Source organism: Nocardia sp. NPDC019395, assembly GCF_040632335.1.
Classification (GTDB): Bacteria; Actinomycetota; Actinomycetes; order Mycobacteriales; family Mycobacteriaceae; genus Nocardia.
Window position 1 is genome coordinate 309,750 of record NZ_JBEYBT010000004.1, and the last position, 24,783, is coordinate 334,532.

Annotated in this window: 22 protein-coding genes and 1 pseudogene; 12 read left to right on the forward strand and 11 right to left on the reverse strand. The window is 67.7% G+C overall.

The genetic code is table 11. From position 1 onward, the window contains the following. Positions 1–76: 76 nt before the first annotated feature. From ABZ827_RS14870 to ABZ827_RS14890, 5 genes are all read left to right on the forward strand, one after another. Complete coding sequence (locus ABZ827_RS14870) at positions 77–748, forward strand: glycosyltransferase family 2 protein (RefSeq protein ID WP_357237183.1); 672 nt, start codon at positions 77–79, stop codon at positions 746–748. Between the two features lie 53 nt (positions 749–801). After that, positions 802–1,509, forward strand: coding sequence for a DUF2064 domain-containing protein (locus tag ABZ827_RS14875; protein ID WP_357237432.1), 708 nt, complete (start codon positions 802–804; stop codon positions 1,507–1,509). Next, positions 1,506–2,144: a class I SAM-dependent methyltransferase gene (locus tag ABZ827_RS14880; protein WP_357237185.1), complete on the forward strand. Its 639-nt coding sequence runs from the start codon at positions 1,506–1,508 to the stop codon at positions 2,142–2,144. The genes ABZ827_RS14875 and ABZ827_RS14880 overlap by 4 nt, the downstream gene beginning before the upstream one ends. 292 nt (positions 2,145–2,436) lie before the next feature. After that, a complete protein-coding gene (locus tag ABZ827_RS14885; RefSeq protein ID WP_357237186.1) occupies positions 2,437–2,766 on the forward strand; it encodes a carboxymuconolactone decarboxylase family protein in 330 nt (109 codons plus the stop codon). Positions 2,767–2,872: 106 nt separating this feature from the next. Continuing rightward, positions 2,873–3,730: an aldo/keto reductase gene (locus tag ABZ827_RS14890; RefSeq protein ID WP_357237433.1), complete on the forward strand. Its 858-nt coding sequence runs from the start codon at positions 2,873–2,875 to the stop codon at positions 3,728–3,730. Positions 3,731–3,782: 52 nt separating this feature from the next. Here ABZ827_RS14890 and ABZ827_RS14895 read toward each other — a convergent pair whose 3' ends face one another. The 3 genes and pseudogenes from ABZ827_RS14895 to ABZ827_RS14905 form a co-directional block, all read right to left on the reverse strand. Continuing rightward, positions 3,783–4,208 (reverse strand): carotenoid oxygenase family protein, encoded by a 426-nt coding sequence (locus tag ABZ827_RS14895; RefSeq protein ID WP_357237434.1) that lies wholly within the window; start codon positions 4,206–4,208, stop codon positions 3,783–3,785. Next, positions 4,108–4,317: pseudogene (locus ABZ827_RS14900) on the reverse strand (carotenoid oxygenase family protein); the annotation flags it as partial. The gene ABZ827_RS14895 and the pseudogene ABZ827_RS14900, both read right to left, overlap by 101 nt. A gap of 36 nt (positions 4,318–4,353) precedes the next feature. Then, complete coding sequence (locus ABZ827_RS14905; RefSeq protein ID WP_357237188.1) at positions 4,354–5,559, reverse strand: cytochrome P450; 1,206 nt, start codon at positions 5,557–5,559, stop codon at positions 4,354–4,356. A 223-nt stretch (positions 5,560–5,782) separates the two neighbouring features. Here ABZ827_RS14905 and ABZ827_RS14910 point away from each other — a divergent pair, with 223 nt between their 5' ends. Then, entirely contained in the window at positions 5,783–6,463 is a 681-nt protein-coding gene (locus ABZ827_RS14910) for a helix-turn-helix domain-containing protein (protein WP_357237190.1), read from the forward strand. A 48-nt stretch (positions 6,464–6,511) separates the two neighbouring features. Here the strand turns inward: ABZ827_RS14910 and ABZ827_RS14915 are convergent, their stop codons facing one another. The 3 genes from ABZ827_RS14915 to ABZ827_RS14925 all read right to left on the reverse strand — a co-directional run bounded on the left by ABZ827_RS14915 (position 6,512) and on the right by ABZ827_RS14925 (position 10,528). Then, positions 6,512–7,009, reverse strand: coding sequence for a nucleoside deaminase (locus ABZ827_RS14915; RefSeq protein WP_357237192.1), 498 nt, complete (start codon positions 7,007–7,009; stop codon positions 6,512–6,514). A gap of 171 nt (positions 7,010–7,180) precedes the next feature. Then, a complete protein-coding gene (locus ABZ827_RS14920; RefSeq protein ID WP_357237193.1) occupies positions 7,181–8,890 on the reverse strand; it encodes a cutinase family protein in 1,710 nt (569 codons plus the stop codon). A 102-nt stretch (positions 8,891–8,992) separates the two neighbouring features. Then, entirely contained in the window at positions 8,993–10,528 is a 1,536-nt protein-coding gene (locus ABZ827_RS14925; RefSeq protein WP_357237195.1) for a putative glycoside hydrolase, read from the reverse strand. Positions 10,529–10,704: 176 nt separating this feature from the next. Here ABZ827_RS14925 and ABZ827_RS14930 point away from each other — a divergent pair, with 176 nt between their 5' ends. Further along, complete coding sequence (locus tag ABZ827_RS14930) at positions 10,705–11,721, forward strand: polysaccharide deacetylase family protein (protein WP_357237197.1); 1,017 nt, start codon at positions 10,705–10,707, stop codon at positions 11,719–11,721. Positions 11,722–11,745: 24 nt separating this feature from the next. Here the strand turns inward: ABZ827_RS14930 and ABZ827_RS14935 are convergent, their stop codons facing one another. Next, positions 11,746–11,943, reverse strand: coding sequence for a hypothetical protein (locus tag ABZ827_RS14935; RefSeq protein WP_357237199.1), 198 nt, complete (start codon positions 11,941–11,943; stop codon positions 11,746–11,748). A gap of 136 nt (positions 11,944–12,079) precedes the next feature. Then, on the reverse strand, positions 12,080–14,713 hold the full coding sequence (locus ABZ827_RS14940; protein ID WP_357237201.1) for a LuxR C-terminal-related transcriptional regulator: 2,634 nt from the start codon (positions 14,711–14,713) through the stop codon (positions 12,080–12,082). A 221-nt stretch (positions 14,714–14,934) separates the two neighbouring features. On the opposite strand from ABZ827_RS14940, the gene ABZ827_RS14945 reads away from it, so the two are divergent. The 4 genes from ABZ827_RS14945 to ABZ827_RS14960 all read left to right on the forward strand — a co-directional run bounded on the left by ABZ827_RS14945 (position 14,935) and on the right by ABZ827_RS14960 (position 18,783). Continuing rightward, positions 14,935–15,309, forward strand: coding sequence for an SHOCT domain-containing protein (locus tag ABZ827_RS14945; protein ID WP_357237203.1), 375 nt, complete (start codon positions 14,935–14,937; stop codon positions 15,307–15,309). Next, positions 15,306–16,436, forward strand: coding sequence for an AI-2E family transporter (locus ABZ827_RS14950; RefSeq protein ID WP_357237204.1), 1,131 nt, complete (start codon positions 15,306–15,308; stop codon positions 16,434–16,436). Before ABZ827_RS14945 ends, ABZ827_RS14950 begins: the two co-directional genes overlap by 4 nt. A gap of 89 nt (positions 16,437–16,525) precedes the next feature. Beyond that, a complete protein-coding gene (locus ABZ827_RS14955) occupies positions 16,526–16,951 on the forward strand; it encodes a hypothetical protein (RefSeq protein ID WP_357237206.1) in 426 nt (141 codons plus the stop codon). Positions 16,952–17,115: 164 nt separating this feature from the next. Next, positions 17,116–18,783 (forward strand): SulP family inorganic anion transporter, encoded by a 1,668-nt coding sequence (locus tag ABZ827_RS14960; RefSeq protein ID WP_357237435.1) that lies wholly within the window; start codon positions 17,116–17,118, stop codon positions 18,781–18,783. A 4-nt stretch (positions 18,784–18,787) separates the two neighbouring features. Here ABZ827_RS14960 and ABZ827_RS14965 read toward each other — a convergent pair whose 3' ends face one another. Next, complete coding sequence (locus tag ABZ827_RS14965; RefSeq protein WP_357237208.1) at positions 18,788–19,021, reverse strand: LapA family protein; 234 nt, start codon at positions 19,019–19,021, stop codon at positions 18,788–18,790. 324 nt (positions 19,022–19,345) lie between these two features. Between ABZ827_RS14965 and ABZ827_RS14970 the strand changes: the two genes are divergently transcribed. Then, the gene (locus tag ABZ827_RS14970; RefSeq protein WP_357237436.1) at positions 19,346–21,163 is read left to right on the forward strand and encodes an alkyl sulfatase dimerization domain-containing protein; all 1,818 of its coding nucleotides are present in this window, start codon (positions 19,346–19,348) and stop codon (positions 21,161–21,163) included. A gap of 3 nt (positions 21,164–21,166) precedes the next feature. On the opposite strand, the gene ABZ827_RS14975 is transcribed toward ABZ827_RS14970, so the two are convergent. Together ABZ827_RS14975 and ABZ827_RS14980 are read right to left on the reverse strand one after the other, a co-directional pair. After that, entirely contained in the window at positions 21,167–21,889 is a 723-nt protein-coding gene (locus ABZ827_RS14975; protein ID WP_357237210.1) for a response regulator, read from the reverse strand. Beyond that, a complete protein-coding gene (locus ABZ827_RS14980; RefSeq protein ID WP_357237212.1) occupies positions 21,886–24,426 on the reverse strand; it encodes a sensor histidine kinase KdpD in 2,541 nt (846 codons plus the stop codon). The genes ABZ827_RS14975 and ABZ827_RS14980 overlap by 4 nt, the downstream gene beginning before the upstream one ends. Positions 24,427–24,783: the final 357 nt, after the last annotated feature.

Sequence of the window (24,783 nt, forward strand, 5' to 3'; positions counted from 1 at the left end):
GCACCGACCAGGTACCGGACACGACGTCATCCTTTTGTCACAGGTTTCGAGCCGATTCGGGCTTAGCGTGGCAGCCATGGCGACAGACCAGTGTGCACCGGCCGGCGTCACCGTCGTGATCCCGTGCCGCAACGAAGCCGAAGCGTTGCCGGGTGTGCTGGCTGCGGTTCCGGCCGGTTACCGGCCGATCGTGGTCGACAACGGCTCGACCGATACCACCGCGGCCGTCGCGGCCGAATCCGGCGCGCGGGTGGTCAGCGAAACGCGGCCGGGCTACGGCGCAGCCGTCCAGGCCGGTATCGCGGCGTCCGGCACCGAACTCGTCGCCGTGCTCGACGGCGACGGGTCGATGGATCCGGGTGAACTGCCCCGGCTGGTGGCGGCGGTCCGTGCGGGCGCCGATCTCGCGGTGGGCCGTCGCCGGCCGGTCACCAGAGGGGCCTGGCCCTGGCACACCCGGCTCGGGAACCGGATCGTCGCCCACCGGCTGCGCAGCCGGTACGGACTGCCCGTGCACGATATCGGCGCGATGCGGGTCGCGCAGCGGGCCCGGTTGGAATCGCTGGGGCGTCTGCACGACCGGTTCGGTTACCCCCTCGAACTGCTCGTACGAGCCGCCGACGCCGATTGGGTGGTCCGCGAGATCGATATCAGCTACCAGCCTCGCACCGGCGGCAAGTCGAAGGTTTCCGGGTCGGCCCGGGGGTCGCTGCGGGCCACCCGTGATTTCCTGGCGGTGCTGCGATGAGCGGCGGAACGGAATCGTCCGGGCGGGGGACCGGGGATCGGCCGGATATCGCGATGAACACCGGTGCTCCGGATGAACAGCTCGGTGCTCCGATACCGGTGACTGTCCTGGTCGTCGCGAAGGCGCCGGTCGCCGGATTCGCCAAAACGCGGCTGAGTCCGCCGCTGACGCCGGTGCAGGCGGCGCGGCTGGCGGCCGCCGCGCTTCTGGACACCTTGGACGCAGTGCTGGACTGTCCGGCCGCACGCCGGGTCGTCGCGTTCACCGGTGATCTCGGCGCGGCCGAATACGGCGCGGAAATCGCCGACAAGCTGGCGGGTTTCGAGATCACGGCGCAGCGGGGAGACGGGTTCGGGGTGCGGCTGGCGAACGCGCATGCCGACGCCGCACGCACCGGGCTGCCGGTCCTGCAGATCGGTATGGACACCCCGCAGCTCGATCCCCGGCTTCTCGCCGACGCCGCCCGATCCCTGGCCGGCGGCGCCGAGGCACTGCTCGGCCCGGCAGCCGACGGCGGCTGGTGGGCGCTGGGACTGTCCGACCCCAGTGCCGCCCGGCTCCTCGCCGACGTGCCGATGTCCACCGAACGAACCGGAGAAGCCACCCGGAATGCCTTGCAGGACAGTGGTTATTGGGTCGGCACACTCCCGACCCTCACCGATGTGGACCACTACACCGATGCGCTGCACGTCGCCACCGACTGCACCGGCCGCTTCGCCGCCGAGGTCCGCAATCTCGCCGACCAGCGGGTGGCCCGGTGATCGGCCGATTCGATCCGGCGCTGACCGGAGGGGACTGCTGGATACGCACCGCCGACGGCGACCGCACCCGATTGCCCACCCGCCGCTGGCTCGGCGGATCCCGCATCACCGCGGCCGACAGACGCGTGGATTCGGCCCTGGTCAGCTGCTGCGACGGCCCGACCGTGGACCTGGGCTGCGGTCCGGGCCGCCTGGTCACCACGCTCTGCCGCCGCGGGGTGATGGCATTGGGCGTGGATATCTCGCCGACGGCCATCGCGGTCACCCGTCACCGCGGCGCCCCGGCGGTGGCCCGCGATATCTTCGGCCCCCTGCCCGGCGACGGCCGCTGGCACTACGCATTACTCGCCGACGGCAATATCGGTATCGGCGGCGACCCGCGCCGGATGCTGTGCCGGGTGGGGCGACTGCTCCGGCCGGGTGGGCTGGCCGTCATCGAATTCGCCTGTCCCGGAACCGGAATAGTGGTCCGGGACGTTCGCCTGGAAACCCGGAACCACGCAGGCGACTGGTTCCCGTGGGCCGAGGTCGCGATAGATCACGCGGCCACTCTCGCCGGCGATGCGGGCCTCGGACTGTTGCGCACCGCCGAGATATGCGGCCGCCATATCGGATGGCTACACCGGGCCGGATAAAACCTCGGATACCCGCTCCTCGCGGCCGGGCGGCAACGACCCTGACCACCGCGCTCGGCGTGGCCGGCCGGGTCGCAATGGGTGCCCGACGACTACACTCTTATATTTGCTGCACATTTACTGACCGCTGGCCGGTGAGCGCCCGTGTTGGTACTCGCCGCGCATTCTCGACCGGAACGGTGGTGTTCGTGCTCGCTTCGACCGCGTATGGTCTCCTCCCGGCTTTGTCTGCGCTGGTCGGGGCGCGGTTCGCGCGGGGCGCGGCGCAACCCGACGACGAAAGGAAGCGATAATGGCTCAGGAGCACAGCACCGGCTGGACCGGCGGGCAGCGCGCTTTCGGCGACTTCGCGCCCGGTCTTGCCCACTACACCGACAAGGTCCTGTTCGACGAGGTCTGGGAACGCGAGGGCCTGTCCAAACGAGATCGCAGCCTGATCACCGTCGCGGCGCTCACCGCGATGGGCAAAACCGACCAGCTCACTTTCCACCTCGATTACGCCCGCACCAACGGCGTCACCGAGACCGAGCTGAAGGAAGCGATCACCCATCTCGCTTTCTACACCGGCTGGCCCAACGGTATGAGTGCCATGACCGTCGCAAAGCAGGTCTTCGGCGACTGAAACCACACCATCCGCGCCCGCGGAACCCACACCGCGACGATCGATTCGGCCGGCACCCCCCACAATCACAGCATCCCACGTCACACGTGAACCGAGGAGTGAGTGGATCATGATCCTGCAGGAGACGTACACGCTGTCCAACGACGTCCGTATCCCCAAGCTGGGCTTGGGGACCTGGTTCATCGATGACGACAAGGCCGCTGGCGCGGTCTCCGAAGCAGTCTCGATCGGTTACCGCAATATCGATACCGCCCAGGCCTACGGTAACGAGCGAGGCGTCGGGCAAGGAGTCCGCGCCTGCGGCGTCGCGCGCGAGGAATTGTTCGTGTCGACCAAGCTGGCGGCCGAGATCAAGGATTTCGACGCCGCCGTCGCCGCGATCGACGGCTCACTGGCCACGCTCGGACTCGATCACATCGATCTGATGCTGATCCACAGTCCACAGCCCTGGAGCGACTTCCGCGGCGGAGACTACGCCGAGGGCAATCGCGCGGCCTGGCGCGCACTGGAAAACGCCTACACGGCAGGCAAACTCCGCTCTATCGGCGTCTCCAACTTCGAGCAGCACGACCTCGACAACATTCTCGGTGCCTGCACGATCGCACCACAGGTCAACCAGCTGCTCGTCCACGCGGGCAACACCCCTGCCGAGCTGATCGCCTACTGCGAAAACAACAACATCCTCGTCGAGGCGTACTCACCCATCGCCCACGGGGAAATCCTGAAAAACCCCGACGTCCAGGCGATGGCCGACCGGTACGACGTGAGCGTTCCGCAGCTCTGTATCCGATACACCCTGCAACTGGGAACAGTCTCACTGCCCAAAACCGCCGACCCCGGCCATATGCGCAGCAACGCCCAACTCGACTTCGAGATCACCGGCGACGATATGGACGCCCTGCGAAACCTGCGAGCCCGCGACTACGGCGACCACAGCGTCTTCCCCGTGTACAGCGGCAAGTGACGGCCCGCTTCTCGAAGTCGCCGAAGGCCGGGCCGCTGCCCTCGGCGGATCGTCAATTCTCGGTGGGAGTATCGGGAAACCAGTTGCCGTGGAATCCGGCCGGGATACGGACGCCGAGATGGACCTCCGCCACCGGCGCGGCCGCCGGATCACCTGCGTCGAGGATCGCGAGATCACTCGTGCCGGTTTCGGGGCGGAACACGAACAGCAGCAGGTAGCCGGTACCGGTGGACGCGGGAACGAACACGGCCTCGCCGGGCTCGTCCACGCCGAAATCGTGTGTCCGGTGGTGCCCCGAGTTCACGTCGTACCGGGTGAGGTGGTGTGTCCCAACCGCGTACACACCGGAGTGCGGTAAGCCGGTCGACGGCCGGGTCGTCGCGGCGGAGAACGCCGATACGCGCTCCGTAGCTGGGATCCCAGCGGTACGGCATGGTGGCCTGCTGTGCCGATTCGAGACTGAATACGACGGGCAGATCCAGGAAGAGGACGTACCTCTCGGTGATCGCGAAATCGTGCATCATGGTCCGGCCGGGGACGTCGATCGGCTGGTCCACGACGAGGGTGCCGCCGGCATCGGCGCGGTGGTAGCACCGGCTGCTCGCGACCCCGACGCGATGCTTCTACCAGGTGACCGGAAGCTGTCGCACGCCGTGGATCCCCAACCGGTCCGGACGCATCACGATGGCCTCTGCCGGAACCGCGAGGCGCAGATCGGGAAACCGGGAGATCAGCGCGGGCAACGCTGTGCGCATTTCGACTCGGGCCAGCTGCTGGCCGAGGCATTGATGGATTCCGTGCCCGAAACTCAGATGTCCCACGGCGTTACGGTGCAGGTCGAGTGTGTCCGGATCGTCGAACCTGGCGGGATCGCGATTGGCGGCTTGTACCGAAAGCGCCACCGTCTCACCGGCTTCGATCATCTGCCCCGCGAGCTCGACATCCTCCAGGGCGGAACGGGTGAAGGTATGGCCGACAGTGAGGTAGCGCATGAGCTCTTCGACTGCCCGATCGACGAGACCGGGCTCGGCGCGCAGCGCGGCCAGCTGTTCCGGGTGGTTCAGCAGCGCGAAAGTGCCGAGGCTCAGCATGTTCGCCGTGGTCTCGAATCCACCGATCAACAGCAGGACCGCCACCCCGGTGAGCTCACTGCCCGCGAGATCGGTGGCGGTCAGATCACTGAGTAGATCGTCGGCCGGGTCGGCTCGTTTGGCGGCGACCAGGTCCCGCATATATTCCTGAGTCTCCTCGACGGCGGCGAAGCCCTGTTCGACGGGAACGTCCGGATCGCTGAACGATATGACCATGTCTCCGATCAGCTGCCGGAACCGATCTCGATCGACCTCGGACACACCGAGTACTTCACAGGTCATCGACGCCGGAACCGGATACGCGAACGACGCCATCAGATCCACCGGGCCACCGGCACGTTCCATCGCGTCCAGGTATTCGCTGCTTATCTGTGTCACCCGCTCGCCGAGCTGCCGCATCCGGCGGACGGTGAACGCACCGGTCAGCAGCTTTCGGTAGCGGGTGTGCTCGGGTGCGTCCAGGTTGAGGAAGTTGCCGGGCGGTGCCGGGGGCAGTGGGCCGAGATCGGCCAGCGCGGAGTGCATGAGCTCCGGTCGCGCGCTGAAGCGCGGATCGGCGAGAACAGCGCGCACGGTGGCGAACCCGGTCGCCAGCCAGCCTCGGTGGCCGTCCGGGAACACCATGCGGATCAGTGGGTTTCGCTCACGGAACCGCGCCAGCTCGATGGGTGGATCGAAGGGGCACCCCGGAGGCCGGGCGGTGGGCAACGATAAGGCGGCGGTCATCGGTTCGGTCATCGAATTACCTCCGACATAGGGTTCGGTATGAGGTGAACGCTAAGTTGCATTCATCGGATGCTCAACTGAATCTGTGTGAGAAGTTACGATTTCTGATGGTGAAACTGTTTTCGTCAATGCAATGACTTTGCCGCCGAATGCAACGGGGAAGATTGAGATTGCAATGAGATGCCGATGAACGCATACTGGCCGGCATGCCGGACCCGAAGGAGGTCGAAACCGGATGCCAGGAGGCAGGCTCACCGCGCGTGAGCGGGAATATATCGAGACGGGGCTGGCCGATGGGCTGGGATACACCGAGATCGGGCGCGGTCTCGGGCGGCCGGCTTCGACCATCAGCCGGGAGGTGACCCGCAACGGCGGGCCCGGTCGCTATCGCGCCGATCGGGCACACCGTGCCACCGCGGTCCGGGCCCGGCGAAGCGCGGTGCGGCGACCCTCCACAGCGGAAGTAACGGTCGACGATGAGGCGCTACGTGATTTCGCCACGCAGTTCACCGAGTTGTTCGTCTACGACGGTATGCCCAGGATGCAGGCGCGGGTGATGACCTGCCTGCACCTCACCGACTCCGGCAGTCTCACCGCCGCCGAACTGGTAGACCGGCTCGGGGTGAGTCCGGCCTCCATCTCTACGGCAGTCCGCGCGCTGGAGAAACGCGATCTGATCCGCCGGGAACGCGATACCCGCCGCCGCGACCGCTACTCCATCGACGGCGACACCTGGTACCGCACCACCCTGCAACTTGCCCGCGCCGCCGAAGAACGAGTCCGAGTCGCCCGCATCGGAGCCGAAATAGTCGGTGCAACAAGCCATTCCGGTAAACGTCTCGATGAGATCGCTGACTATCTCGAATATCTCGGTCGGGAAATGGTCATGGTCGTCGAACGCTGGCACGGCTCGTGACGAGCTGCGCCCGAGCTCCGTGCGGACAATGCGCTGCCGGAGGTTCGGTCAGGCCGAGGTCGGGGGCTGCTGGGTGAAGCAGGCGCGGTAGAGGTCGCGGACCTCGCCGGCCACCTCGTCGACCGGTCCCTCGGTGATCGCGCCCGGGACGATATCGCCGATCGGGAGTGCGGCGACCGGGGCCGCGGGGACACCCCATTCGCGCAGCCAGGCCGAGAGTTGGCGGGTCGAGGTGGCGTAGACGATACGACCCAGCCCGACCCAGCCGTGGCTCGCCGCGCACATGGGGCAGTGTTCACCGGAGGTGTAGACGGTGGCGGCGGCTCGTTCGCCCGGAGTGAGATGCCCTGCGGCCCAGCGGGAGATCGCGAACTCCGGATGCTGCGTGGCGTCTCCGTCTTTCACCCGGTTGCGGTCCTCGAACAGCACTGTGCCGTCGGCTGAGACGAGTACGGAGCCGAACGGTTCGTCACCGTCGGCGAGCGCCTCGCGGGCCAGGTCCACGCAGCGGCGGAGATGGGCGAGATCCTGTGCGGTGATGGTCATACCGGCATCCTTGCCGATCGTCACCGGCTTCAGCGAGGAGTGGGGTGCCGTGTCGGAAAGGTTCGAACCGGGTGTCTGTGCCGCCACGATCGTCCCGGAGACGTAGGAGGCCGGGACCGAAGATCGGCCCCGGCCTGCTGTGCGGGCTGATTCGATATCGCGCCCGGGTTGTCAGCGCGTAGTCTGCGCGACCGATTCGCCGACCTGTGGCGCGGGGGTTTCGGTTGTTGTGGATTCGGTGGTCCGCGGCACGGTCGTGGTGGTTGTCGGGGCGGCTACCTCGGGTGCCGATGTGCTCGTGGGTGCGGTGGTCGAGACGGGCGGTTCGGTCGTCGGTGAGGGCGGTACGGTCGTCTGCTCTTCGGCCGGCGGTGCGGTGGTGGCCTCGGCTTGCGAGGTGGCGACGGTGGATGTCGGTGCTGCCGTGGTGGTGCCGGCCGGCTCGGCTGCCTGCTCGGTCGAGGTGGCGGCCGCGGCCCGGTAGGCGTCGTCCAGATCTTCGGGTGCCGGGGTCGATTTCGTGTTCACGGGTTCGCCGGCCTGCGCCTGTTTTGCGAGGTGGGTGAGCCAGGCCGCCGCGTATTCGGCGGAGGTCAGCGGTCTGCCGTTCGCCGCGTCGGCGTTGCGCCAGTAGTCGAAATGGTGGCCGGTGGCGTTCGGGCCGAGGGTGAGGTTATAGGGGTCGGACAGGATCACCGGGATGGTGTTCTGGTTCGTGACGATGAGCCCGATGATCTCGTTGAGGACCTTCTGCGGCAGATAGGCCAGCGGCGAGATCTCGTCGGTCGAGATGGAATCCGCGGGCTCTTCCGAAGCGGGGGGAGTGGTTCCGGGTTCGTAGCCCGGCTCCGAGACCCGCAGCAGAACTTCGAGGAAGGTTTCGTCACTGGCCATCCAGTTCGGCTGCGACTGGATATCGGCGAGTGCGAGCAGCGCGACCCGGCTCAGGACGACCGCGAGATCCTGTCCGGTCGCCGGGGTCAGGCCCTCGCGCTCGAGCGCGTCGGCATTCAGCTGCCGCGAGACATTGACCACGAGCTGCAGTAGCGCGATGTTCTCCGGTGCCGCGCAGGTGAGGTCGCCGTCGGAGCAGAACGAGGCGATCTTGCCGTTCAACGAACCGAAGTCCCCGCCGGTATCCGGTAGCGCGCCCTGGCCGGGCACCGGTGTTTTCCCGTTCTGGTACAGCTGGTCGAAACCGTCCGGGTTGCCGTAGGGGTTCTCGGCGCCGGGGAAGGGCCCGTCACCCGCGGCGCGGCCGGCGTCGGCCAGGATGACCACTCCGGTGACCTTGTCCGGATCGACGATGGCGTAGCCGCCGTCCTGCTGCTCCTGATGTCCGATCTCCATGGCGACCCGGCGCACCACATCGGCACCCTCGCTGTATCCGACGATGGCGAACCGGGTGTCCGGGCAGGCCTGGGATATTTCCCGCATCACCTGCTGGGTGTTGGCGACACCGGTGGTGACGGCGTCTTCGTAGGTGGCCATATTCGCCGGATAGGCGATATAGACCGCGGCGTAGGAACCGGGATCGACATCGTCGGCGGGGGCGTTGACCACCGGGTCGACCCAGTCGCTGCTGTGATCGCCGGACAGTGCCGCGGGCAGCGGGTTGCCGTTCGCGTCGACCAGCATTCTCGTCGTGCCCTCGGCGGGGGTATCACCACGACCGGCCACCGAGATGGTGACCATATCGTGGCATTCGGTGACCGAGGCCTTCAGCTGCGTATCCACCTGCTGCGATGACGAGGTCATCGAATACGAGGCGGCCACCACGGCCACCACACCCAGTGCCGTGGGTGCGGCGATCGCCGAGGCGATGCGATGCTGCGCGAACCATCCGCGAGATCGCAGGATCCAGCTACTCCGGAAAGCCATGTCCCGTGCTCCATTCCACTTCGGATAAATGGACGGACAGGCCCCCCGACGGGCCGTTACGTCATCGGAGACGTCGCGGCCGGGGCGTTCGGTGTTACGTGGTCACAGTGGATCGAGCGCGCCGGCGTGGTATTCCACGCTGGGACTCCACAGGAAGAAACTGTCGATCCCGGATCTGTAGGTGGCGTCGATCTGCGCTCTGACCTGGGCATCCCCATAGTTCGCGCCCAAGCTGAAGTCCTGCAGCCAGGGGATGACCGTGGCGCCTGTGTCCTTGGTCGCGGACAGGAAATCCCGCAGCGAGGCGGCGACGATATCGAACGGCTGCCCGTTCGGATCCGCGACACCGTATTCGCCCGGGCCCCAGTGCGAGGGGTAGATCATCGGCGCCACGAAATCCACCTGGTGGGCGATGAGACGAATATCCTGCGCGATCTGGTCCGGCCGGGTCGCGGCGATACCGTAGACCGCCGCGCCCTGGTGGGCGCCGGCCGCGTGGACCGGATCGCGGCTCTGCCCCAGGAACGCGGCGACCGCCTGGGTGGCGGGGCCCTTCAGGCCGGGGAAACGCATACTCGACAGGCTGCCGTCGGGGCGGCGGACGTAGTCGTACATGACCCCGTCGAAGCCCATTTCGGCGGCTTCCACCGCGAGCGCGATGTTGTAATTGCGCACCTCGGGGTGCGCGAAGTTGGTGAACGCGATCGCGCCGTAGTGGCTCGAGTACGGCTGCCGGGCCGGATCCTGCACCACCCAGTCCGGGCGGCCGTGGTGCCAGGCCCATTCGGCGAGGGTGGGGTCGCGGAATGCCACGATCCGGCCGACCACCGCAACGCCCATATCGTGGAGTTGCCGCAGCGCCGCCCGCGCCTCGTAGATCGGGGTGGCGGCGCCGGTGGTCCGGGCCAGCGGCACCTTCGAGGCGTAACCGACGACCCCGTCCTCGTCCTTGATATCGAGCTGAACGGTATCGATCCGGCCCTGCCGGGCCATGTCCAGGACGGCGTTACGCATCCCGTCGTCCGACCAGGCGTACGCGGTGACGTGGACCGCGCGGATCCGCGGGAGGTCGATACCCGTGGTGAGCGCGCGGGTGGTCGCGTTACCCGCCGCGTCCACCGCGACCACTTCCGACCCGGTGGGACTGTGCGGTAGTTCGCTGACGAAATTTCCGTCGGGGCCGGGAGCTACCGAATGCGTGCCGATGGACACCTGTTCCGCGTCCGGTGCCCGGCCGCGAACGGTGACCGGGTCCCGGTAGGACGCGGCGGTCTCCGGCTGTGTCACATCCAGCTGCGGTGCGGCGGTGTCCACGGTGAAGGTCGCCGCGGCGCTCGGGCCGTCGCGCAGCCATCCGGTCACTCCGCCGGGTGGGATCTCGGCGGTGAAGGTGTGTTCCCCGTCGGCCAGCTCCTCTGGGTGGTAGAGCACGTTGTTGCCGTCGACCTGTCCCGTTACCGGCGAACCGTCCACCGCGAGCTGGACCGCGTGGGGGTCGTGACCGGTGGCGTCCACCCGCAGGGTCAGATCCCGTAGCGCCGCGGCCCCGACGGGGCCGGCCGGTAATCCGCTCAGTGGAAGATCGGGCGCCGGTGATCTGCCGGCGCCCAGACCGGCGAATACCAGGAGAACGATCACAATGACACCGAAAACAAGGGCAACCAATCGTTTTCGATCGGCTGCCCGGACCCGCATGAGCACAACGCACCAACTTCCACGAACAGCTTCGCGCCCACTATGACGAGTCCGCGGCAGCGGCGATCTATTTCGCGGAGATCAACCGTAAATCGTTGTCGGCACGTAATATTCGAGCGATGGTGCGGTACCCGGGGACTTGTGTTCGGGTGGTCGTGGCGGCGCTGGTATGCGCGGTGGCCACCGCCTGCGGAGCGGCGGGGGAGCCCGCCTCGGCCGGGTCGCCGCCGAGTAGCTCCGCCCCGCCGCCGGCGCCTCCCGCGCCCCCGGACCCGGCGGCTGTCGGTGCCGACGAACTCGGCGAGGTCCCGATTCTCATGTACCACCAGGTGACCGCCGCGCCGGAGGGTGAATACGATCAGAGCCCCGGGGAGTTCCGCGCGGAACTGGAGCGCCTGTACCGCGAGGGTTATCGCCCGGTCACCGCCGCCCAGTACATCGCCGGGGATATCGATATTCCGGCCGGAACGCATCCGGTGGTGCTCACCTTCGACGATTCCACCGGCAGCCAGCTACGTTTCACCGCGGCCGGTGAACCCAGCGCGGATTGCGCGGCCGGGGTGCTGGAGCGTTTCGCCGCCGAGCACCGCGACTTTCCGGCCCGCGCGACCTTCTACGTCAACAACGATCCCTTCGAGAACGATCCGCGCGCGCTGCCGTGGCTGTCCGAGCACGGTTACGAGATCGGCGCCCACACCGCGAGCCACCAGGATCTGGCGGAGCTGGATGCCGCCGGCGTACAGCGGGAGCTGGGGCAGAACGTGCGGGCCATCACCACGGCGGCGCCGGGGACAGCGGTGCGCACGATGGCACTGCCGCTGGGCAGCTCCCCGGCCGATCCGGGTCTCGCGCTCGCGGGCGCGTGGGAAGGGACCACGTACCGTTTAGACGCCGCCATGCTGGTCGGCGCGAACCCGGCGTCCTCACCGTTCGGCCCGGTGGATCCGCAGGCAGTCCCGCGGATCCGGTCCGGGCTCGGCGTGGTCCCGTTCGATTCGGCCTACTGGCTCGACCAATTGGCGGCCGATCCCGCCCGCCGCTACACCTCGGACGGAGACCCCGGGCGGATCTCGTTCCCGCGCGCACAGGCCGGACAGCTCGCGCCACGCTGGGCGGATCGGGCGAATGCGTTCTGACGCATCCGGTCCGAGGGCCGGCGTTCAATCGGGCAGCCGGTGCATTTCGATCACCGTCAGACCCAGATTGTCGATCCGGGCCAGGATGCCCCGTACCCCTGTCGGGTCGCCGACCGGACCCGACAGGACCGTGGTTCCGCGCGCGTGATCGCCGGTGAGCTCTGGAAATGCGGCGAGCGCGCGTTCGGAGAGTTCGCCGTCGATGGTGAACTGGTATCGCATCGCCGTCTCCTGCCTCGTCCGGACCGGGTCGCGACGGCAGGCGTCGCCGCGTCGATATGAAGTGTGTTCCGCGGCGGTACCGCCGGACATCGTCCGCACCGGGTGAAAGCGATCCGGTACCGGGTGAGCCGCCGGGTCAGAGCAGTCCGCTGCGCCGGGCTTCCTGGAGGGTTTCCATCCGGGAGCGGGTGCCGAGTTTGGCGTAGATCCCACGCAGATGGGTTTTCACCGTATTGATGGAGACACTGAGATCGTCGGCGATGTGCTGAGTGGTCCGGCCCGAGGGCAACTGCTGCAGGATCCGCAGTTCGGTGGCCGTGAGCGGTGGGTGCTGGACCCGCCGCCTCGACCGGTGGCCGGACCGGACACTGTCGGCGAACGCGCTGGTGTGCCCGAAACACCCGGCGTAGTAGTCGAGCAGGTCGATGGTGCCGGGGACATCGAAGAACGGGCGGCTCACCCGATGGGTGGCGCCGATCCGCAGACCGTTGTCCACGGCCTCCCGGGTTTTCGAATCGTTGCCCAGCTGGTGGTGGGCGCGGGCGTAGAGCAGCCAGCCGGTGAGCCGGGCGACGGGATGGGCTCCCGATGTCGCTGTCAGTACCGGTTCCACCTGGTTGATGACCGTGTGATGGTTCCCGGTGACAGCGGTCAGCGCGGCGGTGGACAGGACGGTATCGGGGGTGACACCCAGGACCGTGCGGGCCCGTTCGACGACCTGCCGGGCGGCGGTGGTCTCGTTGACCCCCAGCAGCGCCCACACCGCGGCGCTGAGCAGACTGCCGCCGAGGATGGGTGCGGGGTCGGCGTCCAGGAGCCGGCCGATACTGCGGCGCAGCCGGTCGGTGGCTGTACCGGGGGCCTCGGAGCATTGGCAGTCGAGCAGAGTGCCCACCACATGGGGCAGCCAGCCGGCCACCGGGCCCGGTGTGCCGTCGCGGCGGATGTGCTCGGCGCACAGGATCCGGATCTGCTCGGGGTGCGGATCCGACCCCTGCAGGTACGCGCCGTAGGCCTCGAGTGCGGTGGCGTGCACGGTTTCCGGTAGGTCCAGTAGTTCGTGATCGCGGGCGATGGCACAGGCGCGTTCGGCGCGCTGGCGCATCGTCGTGATCGACCCGGCCAGGCCGGCGGTCACGGCGAGCCTGGTCACCGCGATCAACCGCAACCGGGGATGGCAGCGGGACCTGGTGCGGCTCAACGCGATCCGCAACCGCTCCTCACCGCGGGCGAGTTCACCCCGCAGCGCCAGCGCGGTACCGGTGGTGACGGCGAGATAGCCGTCCAGGTCGGGGCGGTCGGCGGGCGGCATCCGCTCCGGGAACACGATCGGTTCGGTATCCGCGCCGGTCGCCACCGCCAGTTCGGCGTCCACGGCCACCGTCAGCGCGTCCAGGCGGTACGGGCCCGCGATCGAATGGGGGTCGTCGTCGGCGAGGATCCGGGCGCTGTCCCGGTAGGCCTGGGCCGAACCGCTACCGCCGTGCAATAGCGCGTCGGTGGCCTGCAGCAGGCGCAGGAACGGATCGGTCAGCACATCGGGGGCGGCGGCGGCGAGCGCGTCGAAAAGGGATTCACCGTGATCGGCGAAAACCAGTGCCAGTGCGTGCTCGGACAGGAACGATGCCAGCGGACGATGGTCGGGAACCGCGAGCAGATGGGTCAGCGCCGCCTGGAGTTCACCCACGGCGGTGAGCTGACGGGCGGCCCGGAGATGCAGATCGGCGCACAGGTCCTGGCCCAGCCGGTTCGCCTCGGCCAGAAAATACGCCCGCAGCATCGGATGATACGAGTACCAGACCCTGCCGCTGCGGGACATCGTGGTCATCGGGAAGTTGATCCGGTCGAGCTCGTAGAGCAGATGCGCCGCCCCGCCGCCTACCAGTTCGTCGGCGAGTTGTTCGGTGAACTCCTCCGGGACGCTGGTGCAGGTGAGGAACTGCCGCAGCGCCGGGGACAGCGTATCGATCAGTTCACCGACCAGCAGATCGGCGAACGCATGCGGTGGCCGGGCCAGCGCGGTGAGCGCGTCGGTGTTCTCGCTCGAACTCGCGGTCAGGTATATCGCCGCGATCCGGACCAGTGCCGCCCAGCCTTCGGTGAGTGACATCAAGGCGCGCAGTCCCTGCTGGTCCAGTGCGCATTCGTGCCCGTCGCAGAGCCGGGTCGCCTCCTCCGGCGACAGCGCGAGATCGGGGGCACTCCAGCGGGTAAGCCGGGAATGCAGTTGGAGTAGATGCCAGCGGATCGGCGGATCGAAGCGGGCGCACAGCACGGTGGTCACCGTCGGCGGCGCGTTCTGCAGGAAGTATTCGAGCCCGGCCAGGGCGAGCGGGTCGGTGATGAGGTGGGCGTCATCGATCACCACCACGGTCGGTTCGGCGCTGCCGGCCAGCGCCGTGAGGATCGCGTCGGCCTCACCGACACCGGCGGCCGGTTGCCCTGTCCCGGCGGCGTGCACGCGCAGCCGGGAGCGCAGTTCGGGCCACAGCGCGGTCTGCTCCCGGACGGTGAGCCAGGCGGTCCGGGTATCCGGATGCGAACGCGGCAGATATGTTGCCGCCCAGTCCGCCACGGCCACGGTTTTGCCGACTCCCACCGGACCACAGACCAGCAGGACACCACCGTTGTGGTTGTCGACCACAGCGTCCAGAGCGGTATGCAATCGCGGCCGGGATACCGGGGCGAAGGGGAACACCGGGATATGTGACTGTGACCGAGCTCGCGATATCGGGCGGCCCGTCGGATCCAGTGTTGGCGAAGTGGTCACGGTGCCTCCCGAAGAAGATTTCCGAAACAGCACTAGCACTCACTCGGCCGGAGCCTACCCGAGTTGAGGGCACCCTCAGCGGGACGTGAACCAACCTGTTACCAGCGCGTATCCGAGAATATTCATCCGTATCGGGTGAGTCGGCGGGCTACCTGCCCGCCATAGCGTGAAACGGATCCCCGCTCCGGGGACCGCTGTATCCGACGTAAGCGAGGTGGACCGTGTCGTTCTGGGAAGCGATCTGGCTGGTTGTCGTGAGCTTCGCGTTCATCGCGTACCTGCTGCTGCTCTTCTACATCATCGGCGACCTCTTCCGGGACCGGGAGACGTCGGGATGGATCAAGGCGCTGTGGGTTGTGCTGCTGATCGTGCTGCCGCTACTGGCCTCGCTGGTCTACCTGATCGTCCGGGGTAAGGGGATGACGGAGCGGTCGATGGCCGAGGCGCAGCAGGTGCAGGCCGCGGAGAAGGAATACATCCAGCGTTCGGCGGGCACGAATCCGGCGGCGCAGATCGCCGAGGCGAAACGGCTGCTGGCCGACGGCACGATCACCGAAGGGGAGTTCGAGCGGCTCAAGGCCAAGGCCATCTCGTGACCGCACCGCCCCCGGAGGCGCCGCAACCCGCGGCGGGGGGCGGCCGGTCCGCGCAGTGGGCGATCCCGCGGGGTCTGATCGTCCTGCTCGTCGCGGCCGCCACCGTGGTGGCCGTCACCGGGGCGAAAGCTTTCGCCGGGGTGCTGGGCCCGGTGTTCCTGGCGCTGATGCTCACGATCGCGGTGCAGCCGATCCAGCAGTGGATGCAGCGCCGGGGCCGTCCGGCCTGGCTGGGGATGCTCGCGGCGCTGGTGGTGGTGTATCTGATCCTGCTCGGACTGGTCGCGGCGATGGCTGTTTCGGCTGCTCAGCTGGCGACCTCGCTGCCGGACTACTCCGACCGTTTCGGGGATCTGCTGGATCAGGTCCAGAATCTGCTGGCGCGATTCGATATCGACCAGGAACGGATCGACCACGCGCTGAGCGGATTCGATCTCGGCAAGTTGGTCGAGGTGCTCGAAGATCTGCTGCGCGGGCTGGCCGGTGCCTTCTCCAACCTGGTCTTCGTGGTCACGCTGCTGCTGTTCATGGTGTTCGACGGAATGAGTATCGGGCGCCGGATGGATGTGCTGCGCGGTATGCGGCCCGATATCGCGCAGGCACTGGGCTCGTTCACCGCCGGTACCCGCAAGTACCTGATCGTGTCGACGGTGTTCGGTCTCATCGTGGCGGTCCTCGACGGTGTGGCGCTGGGACTGCTGGCAGTACCGTTTCCGCTGCTGTGGGCGCTGCTGTCCTTCATCACCAACTACATCCCCAATATCGGCTTCGTCATCGGATTGGTGCCGCCCGCGCTGCTGGCGTTGCTGGACAGCGGCGTGACGAAAATGATCTGGGTGATCGTGCTCTACTGCGTGTTCAACGTCGTGGTGCAATCGGTGATCCAGCCCAAATACGTCGGCGACGCGGTGGGGCTCAGTGTCACGATCACGTTCCTGTCGCTGGTGTTCTGGTCCTGGGTGTTGGGCGCGCTGGGTGCGCTGCTGGCCATACCGCTCACCCTGCTGGCCAAGGCGCTGCTGTTCGATATGGACCCGTCGACCAGGTGGATGGACGTCCTCATCGGCGGGAGCACTCCCGGGGGCGGGCCTCCGGCGCCCGACGGATCCCGGGCCGGACGTCGGTGAGCCGATACCGGTTCACCCACCCGGGGTGAAGCGGAACCGGCCGGGCAACGGCGACAGTCGTCGTAGGACGGCGCCCGGAAGGAGCGGAGATGACCACTGCACCGCACTACGTCCCCGTGGCTCCCGAGGGTCCCCCGCTGGCCCAGGGATTGGCCGCGGGTACCTCGATCGCCGCGGCGGTCCTGATGCTGACCGTCGGCGCGCTATCGCTGTTGGAGGGGATCGCCGCGGTCGTCCGGGACGATTTGTTCATGCTCGGCGGCGCCTACATCTACCAGATGGACATCACGACGTGGGGCTGGATCCATATCGGCATCGGCGCCGCGTTGATTCTCGCCGCGGTGGGCCTGATCACGGGTTCGATATGGGGCCGGCTGATGGCAATCGGTTTCGCGGCGCTGTGTATTGTCGCGAATTTCCTCTGGTTGCCCCACTACCCGTGGTGGTCGACCGTGATCATCGCCCTCAGCGTCGTGGCGATCTGGGCCATCGCCACCTGGCGAACGCCCACCTGACACGGACTCGTCGCGTCGTATCCGGCACCGATGCCGGACCGCAGGTCCGCATTTGTCCGGTCCATGGTCCTACTCCACGAAGGGCACGGTGAGTTGTGAGCGACGAGCCCACCCGGCCTTCCGGCGCAGGCCACGAAAGCCCGGTGCGGGCGATCGCCGCGCAACTGTTCCCCTCCCTGCACGGTTATCGGCGCGGCTGGCTGCGGCCGGACCTCATCGCTGGTTTGACCGTATGGGCGGTACTCGTCCCGGAGGCGCTGGCGTACGCGACGATCGCGGGTGTGCCGCCGGTGGTCGGGTTGTACGCGGCGGTCCCGTCGCTGATTCTGTACGCGCTGGCCGGCAGCTCCCGGCACTTGGTGGTGGGCCCGATGTCGGCGACCGCGGCACTGTCGGCCGCGCTGATAACACCGCTGGCCGGGGCCGACGGCGGACGGTATATCGCCCTCACCACCGGGCTCGCCATCGCGACGGGAGTGGTCGGCCTGCTGGCCGGACTCCTGCGCCTCGGCTTCATCGCCTCCTTCATCTCCGAACCGGTACTCAAGGGATTCATCGTCGGGCTGGCGCTGGTGATCATCATCGGCCAGGTGCCGAAACTGCTCGGAATCGAGAAACACGAGGGCGATTTCTTCGAACAGCTGTGGGGCGTGCTGACGGGTCTGGGGGATACGCAGTGGCGCACGCTGCTGGTCGGCGGACTCAGCCTGGTCCTGGTGCTCGCCGTGAAGAAATGGCTGCCGCTGATTCCGGGCGCGCTGCTCGCGGTTCTGGCCGGAATCCTGGCGGTGCGGGTGTTCGATCTGGATGGCAAAGGGGTGGATATCGTCGGGCCGATCGATTCCGGTCTACCTGTTCCGGGCCTGCCCGGGGGCGTGAGCTGGGGTGACTATCTCGATCTGCTCGGACCCGCCGTCGGGGTACTGCTGATCGGATTCGCCGAGGGGCTGGGCGCGGCCAAGACGTATGCCGCCAAGGCCGGCTACGAGATCGAGCCCAACCGAGAACTGTTCGGGCTGGGCGCGTCGAATCTGGGCGCCGGCTTCTTCTCCGGAATGGTCGTCAACGGCAGTCTGTCGAAGACCGCGGTCAACGGCTCGGCGGGGGCGAAAACACAGATGAGTGGTCTGGTGGTCGCCGTTCTGACGGTTTTCACCCTGGTGCTGCTCACCGGCCTGTTCGAGCAACTGCCCGAAGCGACCCTGGCGGCGGTGGTGATCGCGGCGGTTGTCGAACTGGTCGATATCGCGGCGCTCCGCAGGCTCTACCAGGTGTGGACGCAATGGCTGGGCAATATCTACGGACGTGCCGCCCGCGCGGATTTCCTGGCGGCGATCGCCGCCATGCTCGGCGTGCTGCTGTTCGATACCCTCCCGGGGCTGCTCATCGGGGTCGGTGTCGCCATCGTCCTGCTGGTCTACCGCGGTTCCGAACCGCATATCGCGGTACTCGGACCCCGCGACGGTCTGTGGCTGGACGTGCACCGTCATCCCGGACTGGCGCAACGCCCCGGCCTGCTGGTGGTCCGGGTGGAAGCGGGGCTGTACTTCGTCAACGCCGACCACGTCCGGCACCGCATCGAGCAACTCTGCACGGAGCACACCCGGTTGGTGGTGCTGGATGCCGAGACCTCGCCCGCCATCGATGTGACCGCCGCGTCGATGCTGGTCGATCTCCGGGACAGCCTCGCCCACCGCGGTATCGACTTCCGCATCGCCCGCTCGATCGGGCAGTTCGGCGATGCGCTGGCGGCCGCGGAATCCGGGACCCACCGCATTCCGGTCTATGCCAGCGTCACCGCCGCGACCGCCGAACCGCCCGGCTCCGGATAGTGGGTCAGCGTCGCGCCCGGCGCTTGATCAGCAAACCCGCGACCGCACCGACGAGGAAGATGATCAGCAGGACCAGCCACATCGGCGAAGTGACGGTGACGAGCAGGAAATTGATATCCACCCGGTCCCGGTTCTGCGCGATGAACACCACGGCCAGCACGATCAGGACGGCGGCCAGCCATTGATTCACCGATATGCGCGACAGCAGGGCCGGCTTCGGCGCGTTCTCGGTTGTCATCCTGTCCTCCGAACGGTGTGCCGACGGTGTACCGGTGACAGTGTGCCGTTCTCGCGCCGGACCGGTATCACCCACGGCGGATGAGTTGCGCACTGCTGCCGCGCACATCCCGGCATCCGTCTGCCGGGGCAATCCGATGCGGGGAATCACCCGTCGCAGGTGATACCCGTACGGCCCGGCTCCCGCTAGCGTCGGAACAGCCGGTACGCCCGCGCCCGGCCCCGATATCCGGAAACCACCGGACGGGTGACCGGCGGGCGATCGAACCTCCGCGCCGGGCCCGAAACGTCAGCCGAGATATCGCAGAGTGAGGTAACGATGACCATGCAGGTGGACTTCGACGACACTGCCGACTTCGGCAATGCGACACGGGGCTTCATCGCCGAACTCGACCCACCGGTGGTGAGGGCCGGTGACGGACGGGTGGTCTGGGATATCGGCGCCTACGAATTCCTCGACGGCGACTGCCCGCCGACCGCGAACCCCAGCCTGTGGCGGCAGGGGCAGCTCTGCAACAAACAGGGGCTTTTCGAGGTCACCGAGGGGATCTACCAGGTACGCAACCTGGATCTGTCGAATATGACCTTCGTCGAAGGCCGTGACGGTGTCGTCGTTATCGACCCGCTGCTGTCGGCGGAAACCGCGGCCGCCGGCCTGGCCCTGTACCGCGCGCAACGCGGTGACCGGCCGGTCACCGGAATGATCTACACGCACTCCCACGCCGACCATTTCGGCGGCGCCAGGGGCGTGGTACCCGAAGGCCATCCGCCGATCCCGATTCTGGCTCCCGCCGGGTTCCTGGAGCACGCGGTCAGCGAGAACGTGTACGCCGGCAACGCCATGAACCGGCGCGCCATCTTCATGTACGGCGCGGTTCTGAACAAGGCACCCGACGGACAGATCGGGGCCGGGCTCGGCATGACCACCTCCACCGGGACGATCACCTTGATCCCGCCGACCGTCGATATCACCCACACCGGGCAGGAGGAGGAGATCGACGGGGTCCGGATGGTCTTCCAGCTCACCCCCGGGACCGAGGCGCCCGCCGAGATGAACTTCCTGTTCCCCGACCACCGTGCGCTCTGCATGGCGGAGAACGCGACCCACAATATGCACAATGTGCTGACCCTGCGCGGGGCACTGGTGCGTGATTCCCGGGTCTGGGCCCACTATCTCGACGAGGCCATCGCCCGGTTCGGCGATAAAGCCGATGTCGCTTTCGCGTCACATCACTGGCCGACCTGGGGCCGGGAGAACTGGACGGCATGGTTGGCGGGCCAGCGGGATATGTATGCCTACCTGCACGATCAGACACTGCGGCTGACGAATCAGGGTTTCACCGGGCCGGAGATCGCCGAACAGTTCGAATTCCCACCCGAACTCGACAAACTCTGGGCCAACCGCGGCTACTACGGCTCGACGAGCCATAACGTCAAGGCGATCTACCAGCGGTATATGGGCTGGTACGACGGAAACCCGGCGCATCTGTGGGAGCATCCCCCGGTCGACCAGGCCCAGCGGTATGTCACCGATTACGGCGGTATCGATGCGATCGTCGCGAAGGGCCGCGAATACGCCGAGCAGGGTGACCTCAGGTTCGCGGCGACCCTGCTGTGCCACGCTGTTTTCGCCGAGCCGGACCACGAGGGCGCCAAACAGGAACTGGCACAGGTCTATGACCGGCTGGGTCAAGGGGCCGAGAACGGAACGTGGCGAAACTTCTATCTGGTCGGCGCCCAGGAGTTGAGGCAGGGCCCGAGTCCCGCCGAACTCAAATCGGGCAGTCCCGAGATGATGACGGCGCTGACCCTGGACATGATCGTCGACTCCCTCGCTGTCCGGATCGACGGGCTGCGCGCCGCGTCGGCCGATTTCATCATGGACTGGGAGTTGACCGACGAGAACCGTGTGCACCGCCTGCGGCTCTCCAATGGTGCTCTCACCCACCGCACGCCGACGGCCGACGCGCCGGCTACCGGGCCCGCGGATCTCACCTTGACTCTCACCAAGGCGCAACTGCTCAAAGCTGTGGGTGGCGGTGGATTCGAGGGGGTCACGATGAAGGGCGACGAAAGTCTGCTGCAGACCTTCATCGGACTGCTCGACACCCCCGATCCGCGCTTCCCGATCGTCACACCCTGACCGCTATTCCTTGAAGCGGTGGCCCATCCCCGGCTCGGTCACCAGGTGTTTGGGATGGGACGGATCGTCCTCCAATTTGCGGCGCAGCTGGGCGAGATAGACACGAAGGTAATGGGTTTCGGCCTGATAGGCCGGACCCCACACCTCGCGCAGCAGCTCCTGCCGGCCCACGAGTTTGCCGCGGTTGCGCACCAGCATCTCCAGCACGCCCCATTCGGTCGGGGTCAGATGTACCTCGACCCCGGCCTTCACCACCTTCTTCGCCGCCAGGTCCACCGTGAACGAATCGGTGACGACCACCGGTTCGTCGATATCGGCCGAGGCCGCGGACCGTCGTAGCGCGGCCCGCAGACGGGCCAGGAACTCGTCCATGCCGAAGGGTTTGGTCACATAGTCGTCGGCGCCGGCGTCGAGGGCGTCCACCTTGTCCGCCGAATCGGTGCGGGCGGACAGTACGATGATCGGCACGCTGGTCCAGCCGCGTAATCCCGCGAGGACCTCGATTCCGTCGATATCGGGCAGTCCGAGGTCGAGGACCACGACATCGGGTTTGCGTTCGGTCGCCGCGCGCAGGGCGCCCGCACCCGTCGACGCGGTCACCACGTCGTAGCCGCGTACCGAGAGATTGATCCGCATCGCCCGCAGGATCTGTGGTTCGTCGTCGACCACCAGAACCGTGGGATGCGGCTGCCGCGGCCCGTGCTCCGGCTGCGCTGGGGCTGTCATTGCGATACCTCCATGGGCAGCGAGTCGTCGTGGGCCGCGGTCGCGAGATCGACGGTGACGGTGAGACCGCCGCCAGGGGTGGGTGCGGCGCTCACGGAACCGTCGAGGGCATCGGCGAAACCGCGTACCACCGATAGTCCCAGTCCGAGTCCGCTGGTGTTGTCGCGGTCGCCGAGCTGCTGGAACGGGTCGAAAACCCGTTCGGGATCGGTATCGGGCAGGCCCGGCCCGTGATCGACGACCCGGACGAGAGCCCGGCCGTCCACCGTCGCGGCATCGATCGTCACCTCCGATTCCGCGCCGTAGCGCAACGCGTTGTCGACGAGATTGGCCAGGATCCGTTCGAGCAGATCTGGGTCGGCCGCGACCGCGCTGGTCCCGACCCGGACGCGTACCCGGTCGAGTGCGCCGCGGCGGGCACCGCGCGGACTCACGCCCACGCTGACCAGTGACCGGTGCACGACCTCGTCCAGATACACCGGGCGCAGCCGCGGCCGCACCACACCCGCGGCCAGCCGGGAGGAATCGAGCAGATTGCCGACCAGCGCCGTGAGCTGATCGGCCGATTCCTCCACGGTGGCGAGCAGTTCGGCCCGGTCTTCCGGGGAGAACTCCACATCGTCGGAGCGCAGGCTCGAGACCGCCGCCTTCACCGCCGCCAGCGGGGTGCGCAGATCGTGGCTCACCGCCGAGAGCAGATCGCGGCGTAACCGGTCGGCCTCGGCGAGGGCCGCCGCCTGGTTCGCTTCCTCGGTGAGCTCCCGGCGCTGGACCAGGCCGACGGCCTGGCCGGCCACCGCCTCCAAGACCCGCCTGTCCCGGGCTCGCAGGGTCGGGCCGGACAACAGCAGCCGGTAGTCGCCGTCGCCGACCTCTACCGCGGTATCGGCCGCATCGGCACTGGCGGGTGGATCCGTGCCCACCTCGGCGAGCGCCCCACGGGAGCGGTGCCGCAGGCTCACCGCGCGCTGGCCGTAGGTCTGGCACAACCGGTCCAGCAGCGCCGTCGGATCCGCGCCGCGCAGCACCGAACCCGCGAACAGGGTGAGCAGTTCGGCCTCCCGCGACGCCTGTCCGGCCTGTTCGGCGCGGCGCGCGGCGGTATCGACCAGCACCGCGACCGCCACCGCGACCACCAGCAGCAGCACCGCCGGCAGAAAACTGTTCGGATCGGAAACGCTGACGCTGTACCGGGGGTCGGCGAACAGGATATTGAGCAGGATCCCGGCGATCAGCGCCGCCGCGATCGCCGGGAGCACCCCGCCGAACAACGCGACCGCGAGGACGGCGACGAAGAACAACGCGCTCTCACTGACCAGGTCGAGCCGGTCGTCGAGCCAGGCGGCGATCAACGCCGCGATGAGCGTGGGCACGGCGAGTGCCGCGATCCACGACGCCGTATGCCGGCGCAGCCGCTTGGGGCGCCGCCGGCGGCGGCGGTCGCGGGCCTCCTCATGGGTGACCATATGCACGTCGATCGCACCGGAGCGCTGCACCACCTCGGCGCCGATGCCCTCGTCGATCATCCGGGCCCAGCGGGAACGGCGAGAGGTGCCGAGCACCAGCTGGGTGGCGTTCACCATGCGGGCGAAATCGAGCAGGGCGATGGGGACGTCGTCGCCGACGACGGTGTGCAGTTCGGCGCCGAGATGTGCCGCCAGCTCCCGTACCGCCGCCATCTGCGGCGCGGCCACACCGGTGAGTCCGTCGCCGCGGACCACATGCACCACGATCAGCTCGGCACTGGATTTGGCGGCGATCCGGCCGGCCCGCCGCACCAGGGTTTCCGACTCCCGGCCACCCGTCACGGCGACCACCACACGTTCGCGGGTCTCCCAGGTGGCGGTGATCCGGTGATCGGCGCGGTATTTCGCCAACGCGGCGTCCACCTGATCGGCCAGCCACAGCAGCGCGAGTTCCCGCAACGCGGTGAGGTTGCCGCGCCGGAAGTAGTGCGCCAGCGCGGCATCGGCTTTCTCGGGTGCGTACACATTGCCGAGGGTGATCCGGCGCTGCAGCGCCTCCGGGGTGATATCGACCAGTTCGATCTGGTCGGCGGCCCGCACCACCGCGTCGGGCACGGTCTCCCGCTGGACGACACCGGTGATCTGCTCGACCACATCGTTGAGGCCCTCGAGATGCTGGATGTTCACGGTGGACACCACGTCGATCCCCGCCGCGAGAATCTCCTGTACGTCCTGGTACCGCTTGTGATTGCGGCTACCGGGTGTGTTGGTGTGCGCGAGCTCGTCCACCAGCACCAGATCGGGCCGGCGCGCGAGCACCGCCTCCACATCCAGTTCGTACTGGACGGTGCCGCGATAGGAGATCGCGATCCGGGGCAGCTGCTCGATGCCCTCCAGCAGTTCCGCGGTCTGCGCCCGGCCGTGCGTCTCGACCACCGCGGCCACCACATCCTGGCCACGGCCGAGCCGGCGATGTGCCTCACTCAGCATCGAGTACGTCTTCCCGACCCCGGGGGCGGCGCCCAGATAAATTCGCAGCTCACCCGGGGTTCGGTCGGATATCGTGGTCACTTCGGCATCATGCCACCGCTGCGGCTCGACACTTCGCCTCCGTTCCGACAACCCGGCCCGGCCCGGCACAATCCGGCGGCCCGACCGGCTCGAAACTACGATCCGCTTCTCCCGGCCGACCGCACGTTGACGAGTTCTTTACGGTCCACTCGGCTGCCTTGACGCCTTCCTTGCGCGCGGCCTATCCGCTGAGTCTCCGCTGCTTCTGCACCGCGAGGAAACCGGCGCGGTCACGGGTGGATCGACCCGCGTACCGGCGGGCCGCGTGGCTACCCGGGACGAGAGGACGCGAAGTCGATGTGGAGCCGTGTCCGGCGAATCGGCGCGCGAACGGAATCGAGAGCGCACCCTTACAGA

What these genes read in the sequence shown, in the direction of transcription:
- ABZ827_RS14870 (WP_357237183.1), top strand. Translation starts at nt 77, where the DNA reads ATGGCGACAGACCAGTGTGCACCGGCCGGCGTCACCGTCGTGATCCCG.
- ABZ827_RS14875 (WP_357237432.1), top strand. Translation starts at nt 802, where the DNA reads ATGAACACCGGTGCTCCGGATGAACAGCTCGGTGCTCCGATACCGGTG.
- ABZ827_RS14885 (WP_357237186.1), top strand. Translation starts at nt 2,437, where the DNA reads ATGGCTCAGGAGCACAGCACCGGCTGGACCGGCGGGCAGCGCGCTTTC.
- ABZ827_RS14905 (WP_357237188.1), bottom strand. Translation starts at nt 5,559, where the DNA reads ATGACCGAACCGATGACCGCCGCCTTATCGTTGCCCACCGCCCGGCCT.
- ABZ827_RS14910 (WP_357237190.1), top strand. Translation starts at nt 5,783, where the DNA reads ATGCCAGGAGGCAGGCTCACCGCGCGTGAGCGGGAATATATCGAGACG.
- ABZ827_RS14915 (WP_357237192.1), bottom strand. Translation starts at nt 7,009, where the DNA reads ATGACCATCACCGCACAGGATCTCGCCCATCTCCGCCGCTGCGTGGAC.
- ABZ827_RS14920 (WP_357237193.1), bottom strand. Translation starts at nt 8,890, where the DNA reads ATGGCTTTCCGGAGTAGCTGGATCCTGCGATCTCGCGGATGGTTCGCG.
- ABZ827_RS14930 (WP_357237197.1), top strand. Translation starts at nt 10,705, where the DNA reads ATGGTGCGGTACCCGGGGACTTGTGTTCGGGTGGTCGTGGCGGCGCTG.
- ABZ827_RS14935 (WP_357237199.1), bottom strand. Translation starts at nt 11,943, where the DNA reads ATGCGATACCAGTTCACCATCGACGGCGAACTCTCCGAACGCGCGCTC.
- ABZ827_RS14955 (WP_357237206.1), top strand. Translation starts at nt 16,526, where the DNA reads ATGACCACTGCACCGCACTACGTCCCCGTGGCTCCCGAGGGTCCCCCG.
- ABZ827_RS14965 (WP_357237208.1), bottom strand. Translation starts at nt 19,021, where the DNA reads ATGACAACCGAGAACGCGCCGAAGCCGGCCCTGCTGTCGCGCATATCG.
- ABZ827_RS14970 (WP_357237436.1), top strand. Translation starts at nt 19,346, where the DNA reads ATGCAGGTGGACTTCGACGACACTGCCGACTTCGGCAATGCGACACGG.
- ABZ827_RS14975 (WP_357237210.1), bottom strand. Translation starts at nt 21,889, where the DNA reads ATGACAGCCCCAGCGCAGCCGGAGCACGGGCCGCGGCAGCCGCATCCC.